We start from the raw sequence: 17,819 nt of genomic DNA, 5'->3' as shown, positions 1-17,819 counted from the left end.
GCTGTCTATTGCCGTTGTACTGTTACATATAAAGACGAGCTATTCGACCACAACCCATGGATACTGGGACAAGTTATCATACAAGAAACGCACCCGTTCTGGCGTTCGGCCTTCCTCATCAAATAACAGCAATTCATTCTCATCCTGCAGCCAGGATATCGGAATTTTGTAATCCTCTTGCGGACCGATCTGCCAGTAACGTCCCAAATGGTGCCCGTTCAGATGAAGTGTTCCCTTGCTCATCCCGGTAAGGCGAAGCATCAGGTTCACTCGGAAATGTTCGGGCACAGCTGATTTGGAGAAACGCCAGCGGTACCAGACAGGTTGACCGTACGAACCATTCCCCACCGACATGGCATTCCAATTGCCACTATAGTCCGCAGCCTGCCGATAGGTATCGAGATGACCTGAAACGTTCGGTGGCTCATATAATCCCCATTGTCGTGGAAGCAAGGCATCCGTACCTGCCATGCGCCAATCCTTCAGCTCATCTTCACTCCGGTACAAGATCAGTTCCAGCCGATTCAGTGGCGTTCTGCTATAAGGCATCTCCAGCGTATTGATCTCTCCGGGCCGCAAGTAATGGGAAAGATCCAACGTGTTAAACGAAAACCAGTCCTGATAGCCTTCCATTGGCACATCCATGCCATTAATGCGCAATCCTTGGCTCACCGCTCCAACGAGAATCGCACGGTCCATGCCATCCAGCGTAAAGCTTCTGCTCAGAAGCGGGGCATCCTCCAGATGATTCACTTCATCGAGATGCACCACCCCATGCTCCGCATGCCAATTCCGGCGGATGTCCTGGGCGGAACCACCGATGTACACAGATCCTGCCAGACCTTTGCTTTCACCCAAATATGGAGAAAAATTTAGCCTGCCCATATGCTGTACCAGCACCTGAAGTGTATTCTTTCCTTTCGTCATCTGCACCTGAACACCCGCTGCACCAACTTGACGAACCAATGCCTGTTCCACACGATTGACATATATTCTGGCCGTGTCCTGGAGAGACGGCAGAATCAGGGTGGTGATTCCATCCACCGAACGGTCGAAATCGCACTCGTATAACAGATACCCGAAATCCTGTCCGTACTGGGAAAAATGCTCTGGTTGACCGCTCGAAGCAAGCTGTTCCGCTGTCAAAATCACACGAGACAACTCAGGGGAATCCGTCAGTTTTGGTGGCATTGGCGGCGTGCTGAACAGAGCATGCTGAATTGCTGCGGATGACTCCTGAACATGTTCATCCTGCATGCTGCTCTGTGAATCGTTTGCTTCACCGTATATGAACTCACGTCCAGTCAACGACCGTTCACCATCCGCCCAGCTGCCGAGAAGCAAAATATTCCGATCCGGATCAGAGATCATACCCGTGACCTGCCCGGAGAGGGAGACATCTATATCATCTAATCCGATTGCGTAACGCAGCTGATTCGACTCTCCCTCTCCATTGATTCTCCACGTGCGATCCATCGTTTCCTTGTCCAGAACCACGAACCGAATGGGGACACCACTTGCCACCAAATGAATGATGCCTGGCTCACGGAAATGTACCAGATCGAAGCGATAGGCTTCATTTAACGGATCACGTTCAACCAGTACTTGCATGCTGCTGCCCTGTACATTCAAGACGTTTGTCTCCAGTTCCACAACTGAACGCTGTCCCGCCTCCGCAACGATGAACAGGGTCAATTCTCCATTCACCACTTCATTGCCCGTAATCATCGCGCCACCTGTCAGGTATACATTCTTGGCAATCTCTACCCTGTCCAGTATCGGAATAATCTGCCCAGGGTTCAGGGCAACGGGAAGTGTCCGTCCTTCCTCCAGCGTGACGTGAAACGTCTCACGCTCATCCTTGTGACTCTCCAAGAACCATATCTTCTCGCTGCCTTTAGACCTGCCTCGTACAGAAACGCCTTGCGGATGACGTACCTTGATCTGCTCCGCTGGTACTTCCTCCGTCTCCATCAGCAATGCGCCAAACGCATGGACAAGATAGGATAACGTCTTCGCTACAGCATACTTGGCCGTTACCCGCCCGTACTCGTTCAGCGGCGCATCATAATCGTAGGAGGTAATCATGAAAATATCGCTGCTGCCCACGGTTCTGCCACCATATCCGCCAAAGTTGGTTCCGCCGTAGAACATGTAATGACTGATTCCGGTATAGCCGGTGCGAAGAATTTCCATCATACGTTTCTCAAACAGTGGCGCCGTCTTTTGAATGGCAGAAGGCCCACCCCAATTCTCGAACCATCCCGTCCAAAATTCCGTAACGATCTTCGGTGTATCCGGCTGCTTCTGCCGAAGCTTCGCATAATGCCCGTCAGCCCCTGACCAGAAGTTGGCCCCTTCAATCGTGCCCTCCGCGCCACCTACACAGGTGATAAGCGGAACATCAATCCCTCGCTGAAGCAGGCCGTCCCGAAGGTGGTTCATATGGGCACTTGCTGCTACATCATCCATCAGATACCCGTATTCGTTCTCGACCTGTACAAGAATAACAGTGCCTCCAGTAGATAGCTGGCGCTCACGAATGATTGGAATGATCCGGTCAAAATACAGATCTACATAATGCAGATAGGCTTCATTATTTTGTCGGAACTTGATTCCCTGCTTCGTCTCCAGCCAATACGGAAAGCCGCCGAAATCCCACTCTGCGCAAATAAACGGACCCGGCCTCGTGATTACATACATGCCCAACTCTGCACACAGGTCCAGAAAGGCTCCACAATCATTGTCTCCTTCAAACGACCACTGTCCCTCCTCCGGCTCATGCACGTTCCAGGCAAAATAGGTATCAATGCAATTCATGCCAGCCAGCTTCGCCTTCATCAGAACCTCCCGCCATTCCTCCCTTGGCATGCGGAAATAATGAATGGTGGCACTGTTCAGAAATACCCGTTCTCCATTCATCATGAAGCTGCGCTGATCGTAAGTCAGTTCAGATCGAGCACTATGCTCAGTTCTGGTATTTTTATTCTTTTCCTGCTCCTGAAGCAAAAGGGATGTTTTCTCTGTCAAAGATAAGCCCTCCTTCTCTGTGTTTGAGTTCATCGCTGCGATGACAGAACAACCTTCCAATCGCTGTTATCCCCAGATTTTTTGATTCCGATTTCAATAGGCCATCAGTTCGCCTGTAACGTTACACCTTCCACTACAACGGTGGTAATGGAATTGTCCGCAGTCGAGACTTCCAGTCCATTGGTATATACCGGAACATTTTCAAGCTGCTCCATGTTCCGATCCGGTGAAGTCTGATAAACCTGTGCTGTAGAAGTACTGCTGTAGTCAAATGCCTCCAGTTCAAATGCTGTGGTTCCGGCAGATAGCTCATTGCGAATCACCAGTACCAGTCTTTGATTAGCAGCATCGTATGCGGCAAGTGTTCGCCCATCATCTGTTGGAATAATCGTTGCACCTGGACGAATAAATTTCGTAAACTGGGCCATGCCATAATACTGTTTTGTCATCTCGTACTGCTCTTCGCCATTAAAATTGGCATGAATGAATCCCCAGTTATTGTTGGCACCTTCATCTTCAACGGCCTGCCAATACACCCAGGCAGAAGGCTGCATGATTTCCAGATCGAACATGATGCGCTCCGCGAGCTCCTGCACGGAAGTCATGTCCTCATGACTATGCGGTTCACTGCCACCTGTCCCATACTCGGACATCCACAGTTTCTTGCCATACCGTTCGGCCAACGTACGTAGTTCTTCCATTTTGCTACCATTATAGGAGTGCGTGTTAATCTGGTCGATCACATCCAACGTATCCTGATCATAGAGGCTGAAATTGTGCACCGTCTCGTCAATGCTATTATCGTCCGCAGCACTGATGACCGTTCCATCCAACCCTTTACTTTTGAGCGATGCCGCAACCTTCTTGATAATCTCGGCTTGTTTCTCATTGGTAAAATGACTGCCTTCCTGCATGTTGCCTTTCTTCCACCAATCAGAGGAAGGTTCATTAAGTGGGTCAAGTGTACGGAATGTAATGCCCCACTCATCGCGATAATGCTTCACTACTTCGGTCAGATAATCGGCAAACGCGTCGTACTGATCCTCTCGTAGATTGTTGCTGCCATCCACGGCACCCGTAACCGAGCCGCTGATCGTCATCCAGTAAGGTGGTGAATTGGAGAACGCTTCGGCAATGTTGACCCCACGTTCCAGAGATCCCTGTAATACGGCACGTTGTCCTGCATCTGCCTCCCAGTCCCACACGCCGGGTTCAGGCTGGAAGCCGGGAACATCTCCTCCGGGCCGAAGCGCCTTCATGTCGGGATTCTCCTCGCCGCCAATATTGTAGCGAACAATGTTCAGACCTAGCCCTTTCTCTGCATCAAACACCAGATCCAAGACTTCACTGACCTTTGCTTGATCTTTCCATCCTCCAAGATCGTTGGCCCACCACGCCAGCGACGTACCCCAGCCTTCAAAATGATCATAGGATTGTTCCAGCTTCAGATGTATCGGCTCACCTTGGAATGTAAGTATTTTGGATGATTCATTGGCAAAATGATTGATGATAATCCCTCCTCCCGCAAGGAGCGCGATCAGGGCCACACCCATCAGGATGTAACTCCGGCTGCGCCACCTGCGCTGCTTGTTATAATTATTGTTGTCATTGTTGAAAGGGTCCTTGTTGTTATTCATGATTCATGCAGCCCTTTATCCATGTGCGATGTAGACGGCTCTTGCTTTTCACCATTGGCTTCAACACTGCGTTCACCTCCCGTTACTTGATCCCGCTGCTGCCACCACTGATATTCGCTTCATACACATAACGCTGTCCGAACAGATATACCAATACCATTGGGATGGTCAGGAACAGGGAAGCAATCATAACGAGGTTCCATGGCGGCATCTGTCCACCACCGACCGTAGTCAGAAGCTGAACACCAAGCGCCAGTGGCATTTTCTCCGGATCATTGATGTAAATGAGCGGCCCCATGAAGTTCCCCCAGTTATAGGAAAACGAGAAAATGGCGATGGCGGCAAGTATCGGATAGGTGAGTGGCATAATGATCTTCCAGTAGATTCCCGGATGTCCCATGCCGTCAATCATGGCAGCTTCATCAAGCGACTTCGGTATGCTCATGACGAACTGCCGAATGAGAAATACGTTGAATGCTCCGGCGAAAAAACTAGGCACGATCAGTGGATAGAATGTATTGATCCAATCCAGATGACGGAAGATGATGAACTGCGGCACCATCGTCACCTCGCCCGGAATCATCATCGTACTAAGCAGTACAATGAACAGGAACCGACTGCCTCTAGCCTTGATCCGAGCGAAGCCGTAAGATACGACCGATGCTGACAACACCGATCCGATAATGGTAATGACGGTAATAATGACTGAATTTTTCAGATAAGTACCCAGATTGTTATTCGTGAAGATCGTATAGAAATTAGACCATTGGAATTCGAGCGGTATGAAGGTAAAGGCTGATTTTACGGTTGTAGCGTCACTCGCCAGTGCGATGGAGATCATGTACAGGAAAGGGGAAGCAAGCAGCACCCCGACCAGAATCAGAAAAATGTAAGATATCGTTTTCTCCACAGTGGATGGATTACTCATTTGCTTTTCCCTCCTCGTAATGCACCCATAGCGCCGACGAACGGAACACAACCAGGGTCAACGCCATGATGATGATGAACAGAACCCAGGCAATGGCCGATGCATATCCCATTTTGTAGAACTGGAACGCATTCTGGAACAGGTAAGGAACAACCATCTGGCTGGCATTATCCGGTCCACCCGCTGTAACGATGAATACCTGTGCGAACGTCTGGAGCGCCCCGATCATCCCGGTGACGAGATTGAAGAAGATGACGGGAGTCAGCATCGGAAATGTAATGTGGAAGAACGACTGCGAGCTCTTCGCCCCATCAATGGCGGCGGCCTCGTACAGCTCCTGAGGAATACCTTTCATACCCGCCAACAGCAGTACCACGCCGCCCCCGACGCCCCATAGCGACATGAGGATCAAGGCTGGTTTAACCCAGTTCGGATCAAGCAGCCAAGCAGGACCTTGAATGCCGAAAATGGCAAGCGCCTGGTTGATCAACCCTTCCGTTGGAGCGAGCAAATGGATGAAGAGCAGTGAGCTTGCAACTACCGGAACCACAGATGGCAGATAGAACAGGATGCGGAAGAAGGTAATACCTTTGATTTTTTTGTTGAGGTAATACGCAATCCAGAGCGAGATGGACATGCCCAGCGGAATCGAAATTAATGCGTAGAAGAAGGTATTGCCTACGGATTTCCAGAAGATCGGGTCATCGGTCAACAGGTTTTTGTAATTGTCTATACCGATGAATTCAGGAGACTGGAACAGATCCCAATTGGTGAAGCTCATGTAGATGGAAAACAGGATCGGACCCAGGGTAAGTCCAAGGAATCCAATCAGCCAAGGCGAGATGAAGATATAAAACCATTTCCCGTCCTTTTTTCTCACGTTAAGCCCTCCTATAACGAAGCGAGCAGACGAAACCCGGATTCATTCATGCCGAATTCCGTCTGTCCCCTGTCGATGCTATTTATGCATGTGAACAACCTCTATTTGTAGATTCTTTCCAGTCCGCTCTGAATTTCGGTCACCGTATCATCCAGTGAAGCTTTATTGTTGAAGTAGACACCCAGCTTGTCGTTAATGAGCTTCATCATTTCATTCCATTGCGGATTGAACGGCTCGGCGTAGATAGTGGACTCGCTGAAAGCAGCCATGTTGATTTTCTTGCCGCCATATTCGGCATTCAGGAACTCATCGCTGGACAGGCCGGCCTTTGTTGCAGGAGCATCCTGCCCCGCCTTGATCATCGGTAATTGTGCTTCTGGTGTAGTCAGCGCTTCTATGATTTTGAATGCCTCTTCCTTATGTTTGGACGCGTTCGTAATCGTAAAGCCATTGAAGAACGCATTAGTCTCTCCCCATATCGGAGAAATGTCCCAATTGATGCCTTCCACCTTGGCAAGTGAACCAATATTCCAGAATCCCGTCGTCTCCATGGCAATCTTGCCTTGGGCGAACAATGGGTCAGCACCGATATTTCCCATGTCGGCAATCTCCGTTGGCGTTGGTCCCACACCATGGGTGAAGGTCAAGTCATTCATGAATTGCAGTGCTTTACGTACAGGTTCGGTATTGAAGGTAGGTTTGCCGCTCTCATCGAACAGGGAACCACCGTTTTGGTAGATCAATTGCATCCATTGCGGCCACCAGCTGCCTGGGTAGTAACCCCATTGAACTGTTTTGCCATTCTCCTTCACCGTCAGCTTCTGAGCAGCAGCGAGCAGGTCTTCCTGAGTCCATTCCTTAGTGGGATATTCCACTCCGGCCTTGTCGAACAGGTCTTTGTTGTAAAAGAGCACCATCGCGCCTGCACGGTCAGGCATTCCGAACTGTTTCCCATCGAATTTCATCAGGTTGGCGATGTCGTCAGAATAGCGCTCTGACATGTTCACATTGTTGGCCTGGATCATATCATCCAGCGAAACAATTTGGTTTTTGGAGGCGTACGCCTGATAGTTCTCGGCGATCATCATGATGTCCGGTGCGGTTCCCCCGGCGATCATCGTCTGAACCTTTTGGTCATAGTCCCCGGCAACGACGTTCAGTTTCACGTTAATATCGGGATAGGTCTGCTTCACAATGTCGAGCCTCTCCTGATAAATCTTCTTCTCGTCCTCCGAGCCCCAGATCGTCATGCTCAGATCGACCTTGCCACCAGCTGCACCGCTGTCACCCTTGCTACAGGCTGTCAGACCCATTACCATGACCAGCATCAATAACGAAATGACCTTTAAACTTTTTCTCATACCGTGCGCCCCCTTGAAATATGAATGGAAGATCAGACAACTGAAACCCGTTTCATGAAATGGGTTTCATAAAGTTTAAAATTAAAACCCGTTCCAGTTTATGAAAGGGGTTTCATTCACGACCTCATTATATTTCACCCTCCGAAGGAATGTCAACGCTTTCTTTTTCAAACATTCCCCATTTATCGTGGTGCGGGTCCAGTACTTTGGCGGACAACAAGCTCTGGTTGCAGAATGGTCTGTTTCTTCGGATTAGCCTGATTAATCAGTTCATGCAGCTTGTCCACCGCCAGCTTGCCCAGCTGATACGTATTCTGGGACACAGTCGTCAGTTCCGGTATAACGGCACTGGCGAGCGGCGTATCATCAAAACCGACAATGGAAATATCCTTTGGAATCGATAAGCCATGCTCAATGGTCGCCTTAATCGCACCAATCGCCGTGTAGTCGTTCACACAGATCACCGCAGTTGGAGGGTTTCCACGGTCCAGCAGCTTAGACATCTCCCGTTTGCCATCTTCAATGGAGAAGCTTCCAAGCAGTTGACGCTCTTTCGGAATTTCGAGTCCATGCTCACGCAGTTTTTTCTGAATGGCCTTGACCTTAACCATCGTGGTGGACAACTCCTTCAAACCGCCTACAAAAGCAATATCCCGATGTCCCAGTTCGAGTAAATGTTCAGCAGCCAAAACAGCCCCTGCCCCTTCATCCGTGTACACCCGATGGAATCCGCCTTTGGCAATATTGCCATTAACCAGCACAATCGGCATACGTTTGCCCATATCAATCAATTCCTGAGCCATCTCATCTGGACAGACCTGCATGTTGATTCGTCCACCGAGAAAAATAATGCCATCTACCCGCTTCTCGCGCAAAATGGACAAATACTCGGACTCCCGGCTGTAATCCCCGGCCGTATTGCACAGGAAGAACGTATACCCCAATCCACGTGCCTCGTTCTCAGCCCCCCAGAACACTTCCGGGAAGAACGGATTCGTAATGTCTGGCAGGATGATCGCAATGGTTCCCGTCTCTTTCTTGATCAGACTGCGCGCCTGCGCGTTGGGTTGGAACTGGTGTTTTTCAATGATGGACATGATCTTCTCCCTTGTGCTTGCACGCACAGGTGCCGTATCATTCAGCACACGGGAGACCGTGGATACGGATACGTTCGCTTCTTTGGCGATGTCATATATGGTAATCGGTGTCATATGTGGAACCATCCTTTTTCTCTAATATTCCTGCTTATCATACCAGATAAGGAATCGGGATGAAATGGGTTTCATTCCGAGGCTCCATCACAGCATCTCCACCGATGATATTCAAGTAATTGAACCATTCGATCGGATGATCCACCAAACTTGTAATTTTCATCGGATTCAGCCTGCTTTCCCTTCTATTTCACACCATTGTTCCATATATTAGATTGTAAGCGAATTCATAAGGTGATTAGAGGAGTGTGAACGACGTTATGATCATTCAGGTCAGTCCGCTGGCAGAATCAAGACTTAACGCGATGCTGGGAGATCGGCCGGGCTATTTCAAGCTGTTTTATGACACCGATGGATGCGGATGTGATGGTACTGCTGTGCTTCTGATCGTTAACGAGCCGGACAGTGATGACATTCGGATTGAATCCGATTCGCTTCCTTTCCTTATCAACAAACAGCAACAGATCTATTTCGAGCCTTGCCTTCGCCTGCAATCAGAGAACAGTTTCCCTTCCTACCGATTGAGCAGTGATTCCATGATCTACGGCAATCATGTTAAGGCCCATGATCTTCGGGATACCGCAGACACTTCGCCGCAGCCGCTCAGTTGGTTCGTACGATAAGCTCAAGGATCTTGAAACTACACATAGGACAAAAGCCGGCACCCTTAAGGGTTAACCGGCTTTTGCTGTGGGTTTCTCATCATAATAACTTTCAAGGAATGGATATTTGCCCCGCCCAATCCAAGGCATAGGTAGCAGAATCGTAAGCTAAGACTCCAATGGTGTAGTTACCCGTTGCAGTTGGCTTAAAACTGATCGTTTCCTGAGGAAGAACTCCTGCACTACTTTGGATAGCCAAATCTAGTCTTAGTTGACCATTCTGAATAGGCTCAACTCCCGGTTTCCATATAAACAAATCCAAATCTGCACCATTTTCATTATTAATAATCAGCGTGTTGGCGAAATAAGCGTCTGTGCTGTTAACCTTAATACTATATAAATTAATGTTGCTTGCTGCTATATTTGTCTGTGCTCTAATATGATTACGATAGTTATCAAAGGAACCTGTTGAAGAACCAGAAGCAGCTTTAATAGTTTGATGTCCTAGGATGAGTCCATTGCCATATACTTTATCATATCCTGACATCCCATAATCTTCTATCTTAAAATCATAATTAAGACTCCCATTGCTAGCTTGAAGCATAAGTGCTGCTAATCCGGCAATCATAGGAGACGCCATTGAAGTTCCAGAGTAGGTAATATATTCGCTAGTAGAGTTCGCCTTAGCCGCACGGATAGAAGTTCCTGGTGCCGCAAGTGTAGGACCTACCGATCCTGTTCCCCGGTTGGAGGAAGGATTTAGATACCAGCCTCCTTCGTAAGGATCAGCCACATTTGCAACGGACAACACATCTGAACATTTGGCAAAAAGATTAAGTGAGCCATAGTCAGATCCTCCTGATGTATTCCCGGCAGCAACTACTGTAAGTATTCCATTATTTGCTGCACTAGACACCTTATTGCAGAAACTTGCATTAGCCGAGCCTGAACTGCCTATACTCATATTAATGATATCAATTCCATATGTGTCCTTATTAGCAATAACCCAATCCATCGCATTCAGTATGTTCTGGATAGAACAATTCGTATTACTAGAGCATACCTTGATTCCTACTAGAGCTGCACCTGGGGCCACTCCGGTTTCTACTCCGGGATCTCCTGCCCCAGTCCCAGCTGCGATACTGGCAACGTGTGTTCCGTGACCCAGGTCATCATAAGCTGTAGTTGAGGATGTATTTACAAAGTCCTTCCAACCTAAAATTTTTCCTCCACTCAAATCAATATGACCACCATCAATACCCGTATCAATTACTGCAATAACTGAATCATTTTTGGAATATGACGCCTTTCCATCACGATTACCTGTTACGCCATAGTCACTTCTTCCCTTTTTGATTCCAGTCATCTCGGTAGCACCATTCAAATAGACCTCTGATTGATGTTCATCCGGCTCACCATATACAGAAACTACATCGTCCGGAGTCGAAAGGGAAGCTATTTCCTCCATATGAACCAGGTGTTCAATTTGGTCAATCGTTAATGCGGCAAAAAAACTGTAACCACCAAAACCATTCAAATCTGTGATATTGCCACTGAATATTTCCGATTCTCTTTCTATGAATTCTTCCTTCGTTACAACTGCATCATACTTGAGCATGATACTTACTTCAATTTTTTCTTGTGCATGTGCATATAATGCTTTAGACTGAAGTCTTTCTTTCAATTTGTCCAGAATTTTTGAAGGAACTGCCAAGGTGTTATATTCCATCCTATTAAGGTTGATAGACAAACTAGTCTCCGTCAGATCGGATTCAGAATCCATTAGATTGACTTGTACTTCAGGAGTGGGTAGAGATTTGCTAAAGGGAAAATGATCTGGAGTAATTTGAACCCCATTCGCACTAACAGTTGCAGGCAAAACAAGAAGACAGGATAAGACGCAAAGACTAATACGCCTAACAAATTTCTTTGAATTCATGGACTGGACTCCTCCTTACTAAATAGTTTGGAATTCAAGTACTATTTCGAAATAATAACTAGAAAACCATGGTTCCCTCCTTTCTTGTAAATGAGTTCAGTAATGATCTTCGTTCCATTAGATGTTTAATTAATTTTTTACAAAACAAGCATACATTAGATTTTTACTTTTAAATCTCACAATTTGTTTAGGTTATCAACAATTCTACATACCCTTCCTAAAATTCGTCAAACAAGGTCTTTCCAATCCAAAATCTATCATCTATAATACACTTATGGAAAATAATGTTTATATATTATAACGAGGTGAACAATGGATATTTTATCGACCAAGCCCATAATCCTTGATAATCACTGTTATATTGATATCGATCAATCTATTCTCATGAAAAACGGTCTTCCTTTCTCCCTTTCCAGACTAGAACTCCGTCTTCTCCAACGTCTCGCTTATAACCTTGATGAAACAGTCCCCTTGCTTTCGATTTATAAGTTCATGTGGCTCTCAGAGGAAAATATAGATCTTCATCTGCTCTATGTATACATAAACCGAGTTCGTAATAAAATTGAGGACCATCCAAGAAAGCCACGATTTATTATCTCTGTCAGAGGAACTGGATATATGCTGCGCTCCTATAGTTCTGAAAAATCATAAAAGAAGCCCTTAACTCCGCCAAATCCCTCTAGAATCAGCGTAATAAGGGCTTCTTAACTTAATTAATAGATGGACACCGTGTCCGATGGGAGTGAAATGGTAGAGATTGCATCCCATGTACTCACTTCCTCTATTTCGGTGATCGTCAACTTGGCAAAAAAACTATATCCTCCGAATCCCTCCTTGTCGGTGACAGCGTCCTTGAACGCAGAGAATTTCGTTTTCAAAAATTTTTGTTTGGAGATGTTCAGATCATATCTAAGCATAATACTCACTTCGATCTTTTCTTCTGTTTTATTCAGTTTATATTCGTCTATGAGCGTTTGAAGCGGTTCAAGAATCACTATGTCTTTCACGATTCTATCTCCATCTTCTTTTTGTTTCTCACTTTTCACCTTAGTTAAAGGGCAGTTTTTTTTCACTTTCACTGCTTTGACCACGGGTGCCCTCAGTTGAGCTTCTTGAGCTGAAGCTAATGAAGGAATGAATAAGAGACATGCGATGAAACCAATGAATACTTTTCTTCTTGTTTGCATCAAGTTCCCCACCTTCTCACTCTAAATTTACAATACTTTCCTATTTAGACGTAGATATAACAGTAAATGTTTCGTTGTTAACCTCACTTTTCACATAATATTTCCTATTGATGTCATTGGGCCTCTATTCTATAAAAAAATAAAACCTCCTCGCCCTTAACTAAACAGGCTTGGAGGTAGAATTGTATTCTGGTTTGAACTGAACCAGAATCGTTACGGTTTTTACATCCGATCTCGTCAAATGACCTCATGCGTTTATTTACTTTGTTTTGAACCGGGATGATGCTTCGGCAAGCTGTTTGGTCAATCCATCGATGGTCTGTACCATCTCTGACAGATGCTCGGTCATGCCTGACTGTTCCTCCATCGTCGCGGTTACTTCCTCCACGGATGCAGACACTTCTTCACCCGAAGCAGATAAGTTCTGTGCAGCTCCAATCACGTCATCCTTATCGCGTTCAATGGATTCTATCTCAGAGGCAATGGCCTGAACCTGGTCCATCATTTCATTCATATTTTGAGTGACAAAATTGAACGTTTCTTTGGTCTGGCCTACACTGCTCTTATGCTGTTCAGCAATCGCCTCAATGGCTTGTACGCTCCGGTTATTCTGCTCGACATGATCAATCGTCTGCATCACAATCCGGCTGATATCCTCCGACTGGGCTGTGGTCTGCTCCGCCAGTTTGCGGATCTCCGATGCAACTACGGCGAAGCCACGCCCATGCTCGCCTGCCCTAGCGGCTTCAATAAAGGCATTGAGTGCAAGCAGCTTCGTTTGATTCGCAATCTCGGTTATCGTACCTGTAATTTGGTGAATGCCAGAGGAGCTTTCAGCGAGCTGCACTGTAATCTTGGAAATATTGTTTACTTCAGCCTCGTTCTGTTCATTCACTGCAATCAACGCATCAATGACCTCATGGTTGCTCTTGAATGCATCCGTGATCTCATCTGCCTTGAGCTTCACCGACTGTGACATCTCATTGACGTTCTCAATTTTATTGCCCACGTTCATGAATTTATCCACGATCGCTTCCGTATCATTGGCCTGAGATTCCATCGCTCGTGAAATTTCAAACGCCGTTGTCGTGGTTTCGGCAATAGAAGTCGAGGTTTGCTGAGTGGAGTGATCCAGTTCAGTTGTACTTGTTTTCAGCACGCTGATGGAATGATTCATGCTGGAAATCAGCTGTTGGTTGCCCGCCGCCATCGTGTTAAAGCTGTCCACCAGTTGTTTGAATTCTCCGCTATATTTGCCCTTAGCCTGCACCGTCAGATCCCCGTCTGCAAGTTGTCTGAACAATGCTGTCAGTCTTGTAATGGGTTTGGTAACCAGTAAGGAGATCAGTATTCCTGCGATGATAGACACCGCAATTGCGCTGAACAGGACGATATACATCTGTTTCGCCATTTTCTCTAATGGCTTCTGCACATCACTTAGTTTATCTTCAACAATGATGGTCCAATCTGATCTTGGAATTTTGGAATAAAAGATTACTTTGTCCTTTGTGCTAACATCACCTTGTTGCAGTTGCTCATTAGAAGGCAGATCAATCAGTGACTGATATTCACCAGACTCAAGCTTCTGCCCCGCCATCTTCTCATCCGCCGAATTGAACATTACCGTGCCTACGCGGTCCAGAATAATGACTTTTCCCTCTTCATTAATGTTGATATTCTGAAGCTGGTCAACGAAGAACGAGGTTGATGCGGTAGATACGAGTACGCCCTCCACTTGTTTGTTTTCATCGTAGATCGGCATTGCAAAAGCGGTACCCAGCGTACCCAGTGACTTGGAGATAACCCCTTCACTAATTACATTCTGGCCTTGAACCGCCTGTTGAAAATACGCTCGATCTGCACGTTCTCCCCCGAGGGCTTCAGGATCGTTCGCTGCAACGACGATGCCTTTCCGGTCCAGCAATATGATATTGCTGTTGCCTTCCATCCCTGCGAGGCTGTCTGCCAATATCCCATTGGCTTTATCCACGAGTTCACTATTTTCCGAGAAAAAGACATCATCATTCTGTCCTTCGCTATTTCGAATCTCCAGCAGGTCCTGGAATGTGCGATGCGTTGTAATTAGAAATGTGGACTGTTCTTCCAACGTTAATGAGGTGAACAAGCCCGCACCAATCCGGTCAGAGGTTGCTTTAATCTCATCCTTGCTTTTGTCGAGGGTAATCACTGCTGCTACAGTGTAAGATAATACCGCAGTTACCGCCAATACGAGGGTTACCAGTAAACTGATCATTAGCGGCAATTTGACTCTGAACGACATGTTGATCATGCGTTCTCTCGCCTTCGCGAATACCAAATGAATCCACCTTCCATTTCATCCTTGATTGTGTCCAATATTGTATGGGTTAACTTTATATCGGTAGATATCAATCAATTATTCAGCAGGAAAAACGTTTGCACTAAAAATGTTTTTTTAAAACTCATATTCATCTAAATAAAAATAGAACTATATGTAACTAGTATTATATTTTTTTCATTTACTCCATTTGTAAAATAAAGGTATAATTCACTTTGAATTCATCTATCGTTTCTTTTAGTGAAAAGGGTGCAAAGATAATGAAAAGAACAATCTTACCCAACCAATTTATTGCAGTCGTAATAACTTTACTTCTCTTCATTGCAGGGTGTGGTCCAGAAGAAGAAGCATATGAATATCTCTCAATTACAAACACGGAATATGTTAATGGAACAGATACCGATGATGGTATGATCATGAGAGTATACACATACGACCTCCAAACGAAGGCTCTAACTAAACTATCTGATTTACCTTATACCTCACAATATCCCTTAACTGTAGCTTCCTTAGCAAATGACACCATCTATTATTCAGGAGTTGGAAAAGATAAGGGTGACGAGTTGTTTTCCTATGATATTCAGGCACAAAAGACTCAACAATTAAGCACAGGCTTATTTGCAATTAATTCAATTATTCCAGATACCGTTGATCATACTTTGGTTATGGCTGCTGTTAAAAAGGGAGAGCGTCCTGTCAAAGTCATTTTCTTTGATCAGAAAACACAAGAGATGAACATCTTGAATGACGATGATTTGGATACAACTACATGGGAGATTTCGTTTAACCCGGAAACGAGTAAAACCTATGCCATCCAATATTCTGAAGAAGAGCAGTATATTCATATGGAGCAGTCCAATAAGGCGCAAACACCGATGGTCCCTCCAAACCATACGATCATTGAGATAGATCCAATCTCTAAACAGACACGCAAGGTTATTGAACTAGAGGAGGAACAAATTTTAACTTTATCAACAAGGGGAGACCAAATTCTTATTGCCACTGCAAAACATATCAACAAGAATCCAATTAAATATAGTATGGTTAATATTAAAACAGGAGAAAGAAACGAAATTGATCTTCCCATTAAAGCGAGGAGTGGATTGTTTTTGTCCAAAGACGGGCAGGGTTTCTATTTCCTCGGAGAAAATACAAAAGCAAACGTGAATCAGGAACGAGGAATTTATTTCTATGATTTGAAAACGCAACAAGTGGAAGCCATATTTCTTCAAAAAGAGGGCTTCATTAATAATTTTATACTTCTAACGAATCCCATAAAAATAAATTAATTTCTCCTTAAACACTATATAAGCCAGTAATCCATATATCCAAACGTCACTTCCCCGATTGTGGCGTTTTTTAGTTTGGGTCAAAACACGCCGCGCTGTAAAATTGATCATATCTATATCGATTAGGAGGAAGCAAGGTATGGCTCCCTGTTCTTTGATATTCCTTTACGCTGTAGCCACTTAAAACAAGTAGACATCTATCGGGAGGCCCTAAGTTCCCACGGATACGATATTCCACAAGATCAATTCGAAAAGTATTTCTCCCGGGCATCCCGATACCTTGGCATCCGCTATATGAGTTGGAACCTTGGGGTATGGGAACAACACTCATATGCAAAAGACGACTTAAAAAAGTATATGAAGATGGTAACTCAACCTTTGTTCTCCTAATCCCCTCCTTATTCCAGGTCAAGCATAAGATGAATTCACTATTTTGCCGAAAAAAAGCTCCTGCCACCAGAAGTGACAGGAGCTTACATTATAGGGATTCAGTATGAACATCATATGCTTCCCTGACCTACATGGCATACATTTTTCACAAACAATTATGAACTGGTGCTTAACCCAGATCTGCAATTCGCTGTTTAATGCGCGGAAATAAACCAAAAGCATTCTCGTAGAATACCTTCTCATGATGCTGCTCTGGCACAAGTCGACGGACGAATTCTGCATACAGATCGATCGGCGCGAGCGGCCAGTCGGTTCCGAACAGCATTTTCTCGTAATGATCCGAATACACAAGCGCCCGGCGGAAATGATCCATGAACAAGGGTTCGCTCATAAACCGTTCAAAATGGGGCCGATCACCGACAACAAGGCCTGACAAATCTGCGTAAACGTTCGGATTTTTCGCCACGACTTCAGCGGCATCCATCACCCAAGGATCACCCAAATGACAGATCATAAAATTCACACCGCGCTGTTGAAAAGCTAATTCGTCCACGGTCAGCGGATGTGCATATTTGAGCAATCCATTCATCGAGTATGTATCCCCCGTATGAATGACCACCGGCACGTTATACTTTGCTGCGAGTTCATAGACCGGTGTGTAGATTTTGTCATACACGTAGTGATGATAGTACCCCGCATATAGTTTAATTCCGGCTACCTCAGGAGCTTGCAATCGTGCTTCAATCCGGTCCAGCTCGGCCTGAGCGTTATCACCACCAAGGTGGTTTGGATTAATGCCGACGCATTCCATGAGGAATGAAGGAACCGTTTCTTCCAAATCAAGTCCCATCGGGTTGGGAGAACTGGAATCCGGGAATGCTCCCTTTGTCTGCTCCGTAACCCCCATTCCGATGCCAAGAATCACGTCGTTCTTATCAAACTCCGCCTTGAGGCCAGCGGCAGAATAATCCACTTTCGATAAATCTATTGCCGTTCGATGAAAGCTGTCGATGTCCGACAGATGAATGTGAATATCAATAATCGGCAT

At 45.8% G+C, this 17,819-nt stretch carries 14 protein-coding genes; 3 read left to right on the top strand and 11 right to left on the bottom strand.

The genetic code is table 11. From position 1 onward, the window contains the following. Nucleotides 1-39: 39 nt before the first annotated feature. The 7 genes from ACR1R9_RS03720 to ACR1R9_RS03690 all read right to left on the bottom strand — a co-directional run bounded on the left by ACR1R9_RS03720 (nt 40) and on the right by ACR1R9_RS03690 (nt 9,210). Nucleotides 40-3,030, bottom strand: a complete 2,991-nt coding sequence (locus ACR1R9_RS03720) for a beta-galactosidase (RefSeq protein ID WP_433921714.1) — start codon at nt 3,028-3,030, stop codon at nt 40-42. A gap of 104 nt (nt 3,031-3,134) precedes the next feature. Next, the gene (locus ACR1R9_RS03715; RefSeq protein WP_433948819.1) at nt 3,135-4,667 is read right to left on the bottom strand and encodes a glycoside hydrolase family 30 protein; all 1,533 of its coding nucleotides are present in this window, start codon (nt 4,665-4,667) and stop codon (nt 3,135-3,137) included. 82 nt (nt 4,668-4,749) lie between these two features. Next, nucleotides 4,750-5,595, bottom strand: coding sequence for a carbohydrate ABC transporter permease (locus tag ACR1R9_RS03710; protein WP_072734634.1), 846 nt, complete (start codon nt 5,593-5,595; stop codon nt 4,750-4,752). Further along, the gene (locus ACR1R9_RS03705) at nt 5,588-6,475 is read right to left on the bottom strand and encodes a carbohydrate ABC transporter permease (RefSeq protein WP_063565348.1); all 888 of its coding nucleotides are present in this window, start codon (nt 6,473-6,475) and stop codon (nt 5,588-5,590) included. Before ACR1R9_RS03705 ends, ACR1R9_RS03710 begins: the two co-directional genes overlap by 8 nt. Before the next feature lie 101 nt (nt 6,476-6,576). Beyond that, a complete protein-coding gene (locus ACR1R9_RS03700; protein ID WP_063565347.1) occupies nt 6,577-7,836 on the bottom strand; it encodes an ABC transporter substrate-binding protein in 1,260 nt (419 codons plus the stop codon). Between the two features lie 182 nt (nt 7,837-8,018). Beyond that, nucleotides 8,019-9,047 (bottom strand): LacI family DNA-binding transcriptional regulator, encoded by a 1,029-nt coding sequence (locus ACR1R9_RS03695; protein ID WP_076287911.1) that lies wholly within the window; start codon nt 9,045-9,047, stop codon nt 8,019-8,021. Nucleotides 9,048-9,084: 37 nt separating this feature from the next. Further along, complete coding sequence (locus ACR1R9_RS03690) at nt 9,085-9,210, bottom strand: hypothetical protein (RefSeq protein ID WP_256716739.1); 126 nt, start codon at nt 9,208-9,210, stop codon at nt 9,085-9,087. An 85-nt stretch (nt 9,211-9,295) separates the two neighbouring features. Here ACR1R9_RS03690 and ACR1R9_RS03685 point away from each other — a divergent pair, with 85 nt between their 5' ends. Next, complete coding sequence (locus ACR1R9_RS03685) at nt 9,296-9,670, top strand: iron-sulfur cluster biosynthesis family protein (protein WP_256336612.1); 375 nt, start codon at nt 9,296-9,298, stop codon at nt 9,668-9,670. 91 nt (nt 9,671-9,761) lie between these two features. Here the strand turns inward: ACR1R9_RS03685 and ACR1R9_RS03680 are convergent, their stop codons facing one another. After that, the gene (locus tag ACR1R9_RS03680) at nt 9,762-11,588 is read right to left on the bottom strand and encodes a S8 family serine peptidase (protein WP_433921717.1); all 1,827 of its coding nucleotides are present in this window, start codon (nt 11,586-11,588) and stop codon (nt 9,762-9,764) included. 312 nt (nt 11,589-11,900) lie between these two features. On the opposite strand from ACR1R9_RS03680, the gene ACR1R9_RS03675 reads away from it, so the two are divergent. Continuing rightward, on the top strand, nt 11,901-12,239 hold the full coding sequence (locus tag ACR1R9_RS03675) for a winged helix-turn-helix domain-containing protein (protein ID WP_433956418.1): 339 nt from the start codon (nt 11,901-11,903) through the stop codon (nt 12,237-12,239). 62 nt (nt 12,240-12,301) lie between these two features. On the opposite strand, the gene ACR1R9_RS03670 is transcribed toward ACR1R9_RS03675, so the two are convergent. Both ACR1R9_RS03670 and ACR1R9_RS03665 read right to left on the bottom strand, forming a co-directional pair. Beyond that, nucleotides 12,302-12,775 (bottom strand): hypothetical protein, encoded by a 474-nt coding sequence (locus tag ACR1R9_RS03670; protein ID WP_433921718.1) that lies wholly within the window; start codon nt 12,773-12,775, stop codon nt 12,302-12,304. Nucleotides 12,776-13,034: 259 nt separating this feature from the next. Continuing rightward, nucleotides 13,035-15,092: a methyl-accepting chemotaxis protein gene (locus ACR1R9_RS03665; RefSeq protein ID WP_433921719.1), complete on the bottom strand. Its 2,058-nt coding sequence runs from the start codon at nt 15,090-15,092 to the stop codon at nt 13,035-13,037. 260 nt (nt 15,093-15,352) lie between these two features. Between ACR1R9_RS03665 and ACR1R9_RS03660 the strand changes: the two genes are divergently transcribed. Then, complete coding sequence (locus ACR1R9_RS03660; RefSeq protein ID WP_433921720.1) at nt 15,353-16,381, top strand: hypothetical protein; 1,029 nt, start codon at nt 15,353-15,355, stop codon at nt 16,379-16,381. Nucleotides 16,382-16,940: 559 nt separating this feature from the next. On the opposite strand, the gene ACR1R9_RS03655 is transcribed toward ACR1R9_RS03660, so the two are convergent. Beyond that, nucleotides 16,941-17,819, bottom strand: coding sequence for an amidohydrolase family protein (locus ACR1R9_RS03655; protein WP_076287908.1), 879 nt, complete (start codon nt 17,817-17,819; stop codon nt 16,941-16,943).

The organism is Paenibacillus taichungensis (genome assembly GCF_050994985.1).
GTDB lineage: Bacteria > Bacillota > Bacilli > Paenibacillales > Paenibacillaceae > Paenibacillus > Paenibacillus taichungensis.
Note: the sequence above shows the minus strand (reverse complement) of the source record. Positions and strands in the feature narration are given on the sequence as shown.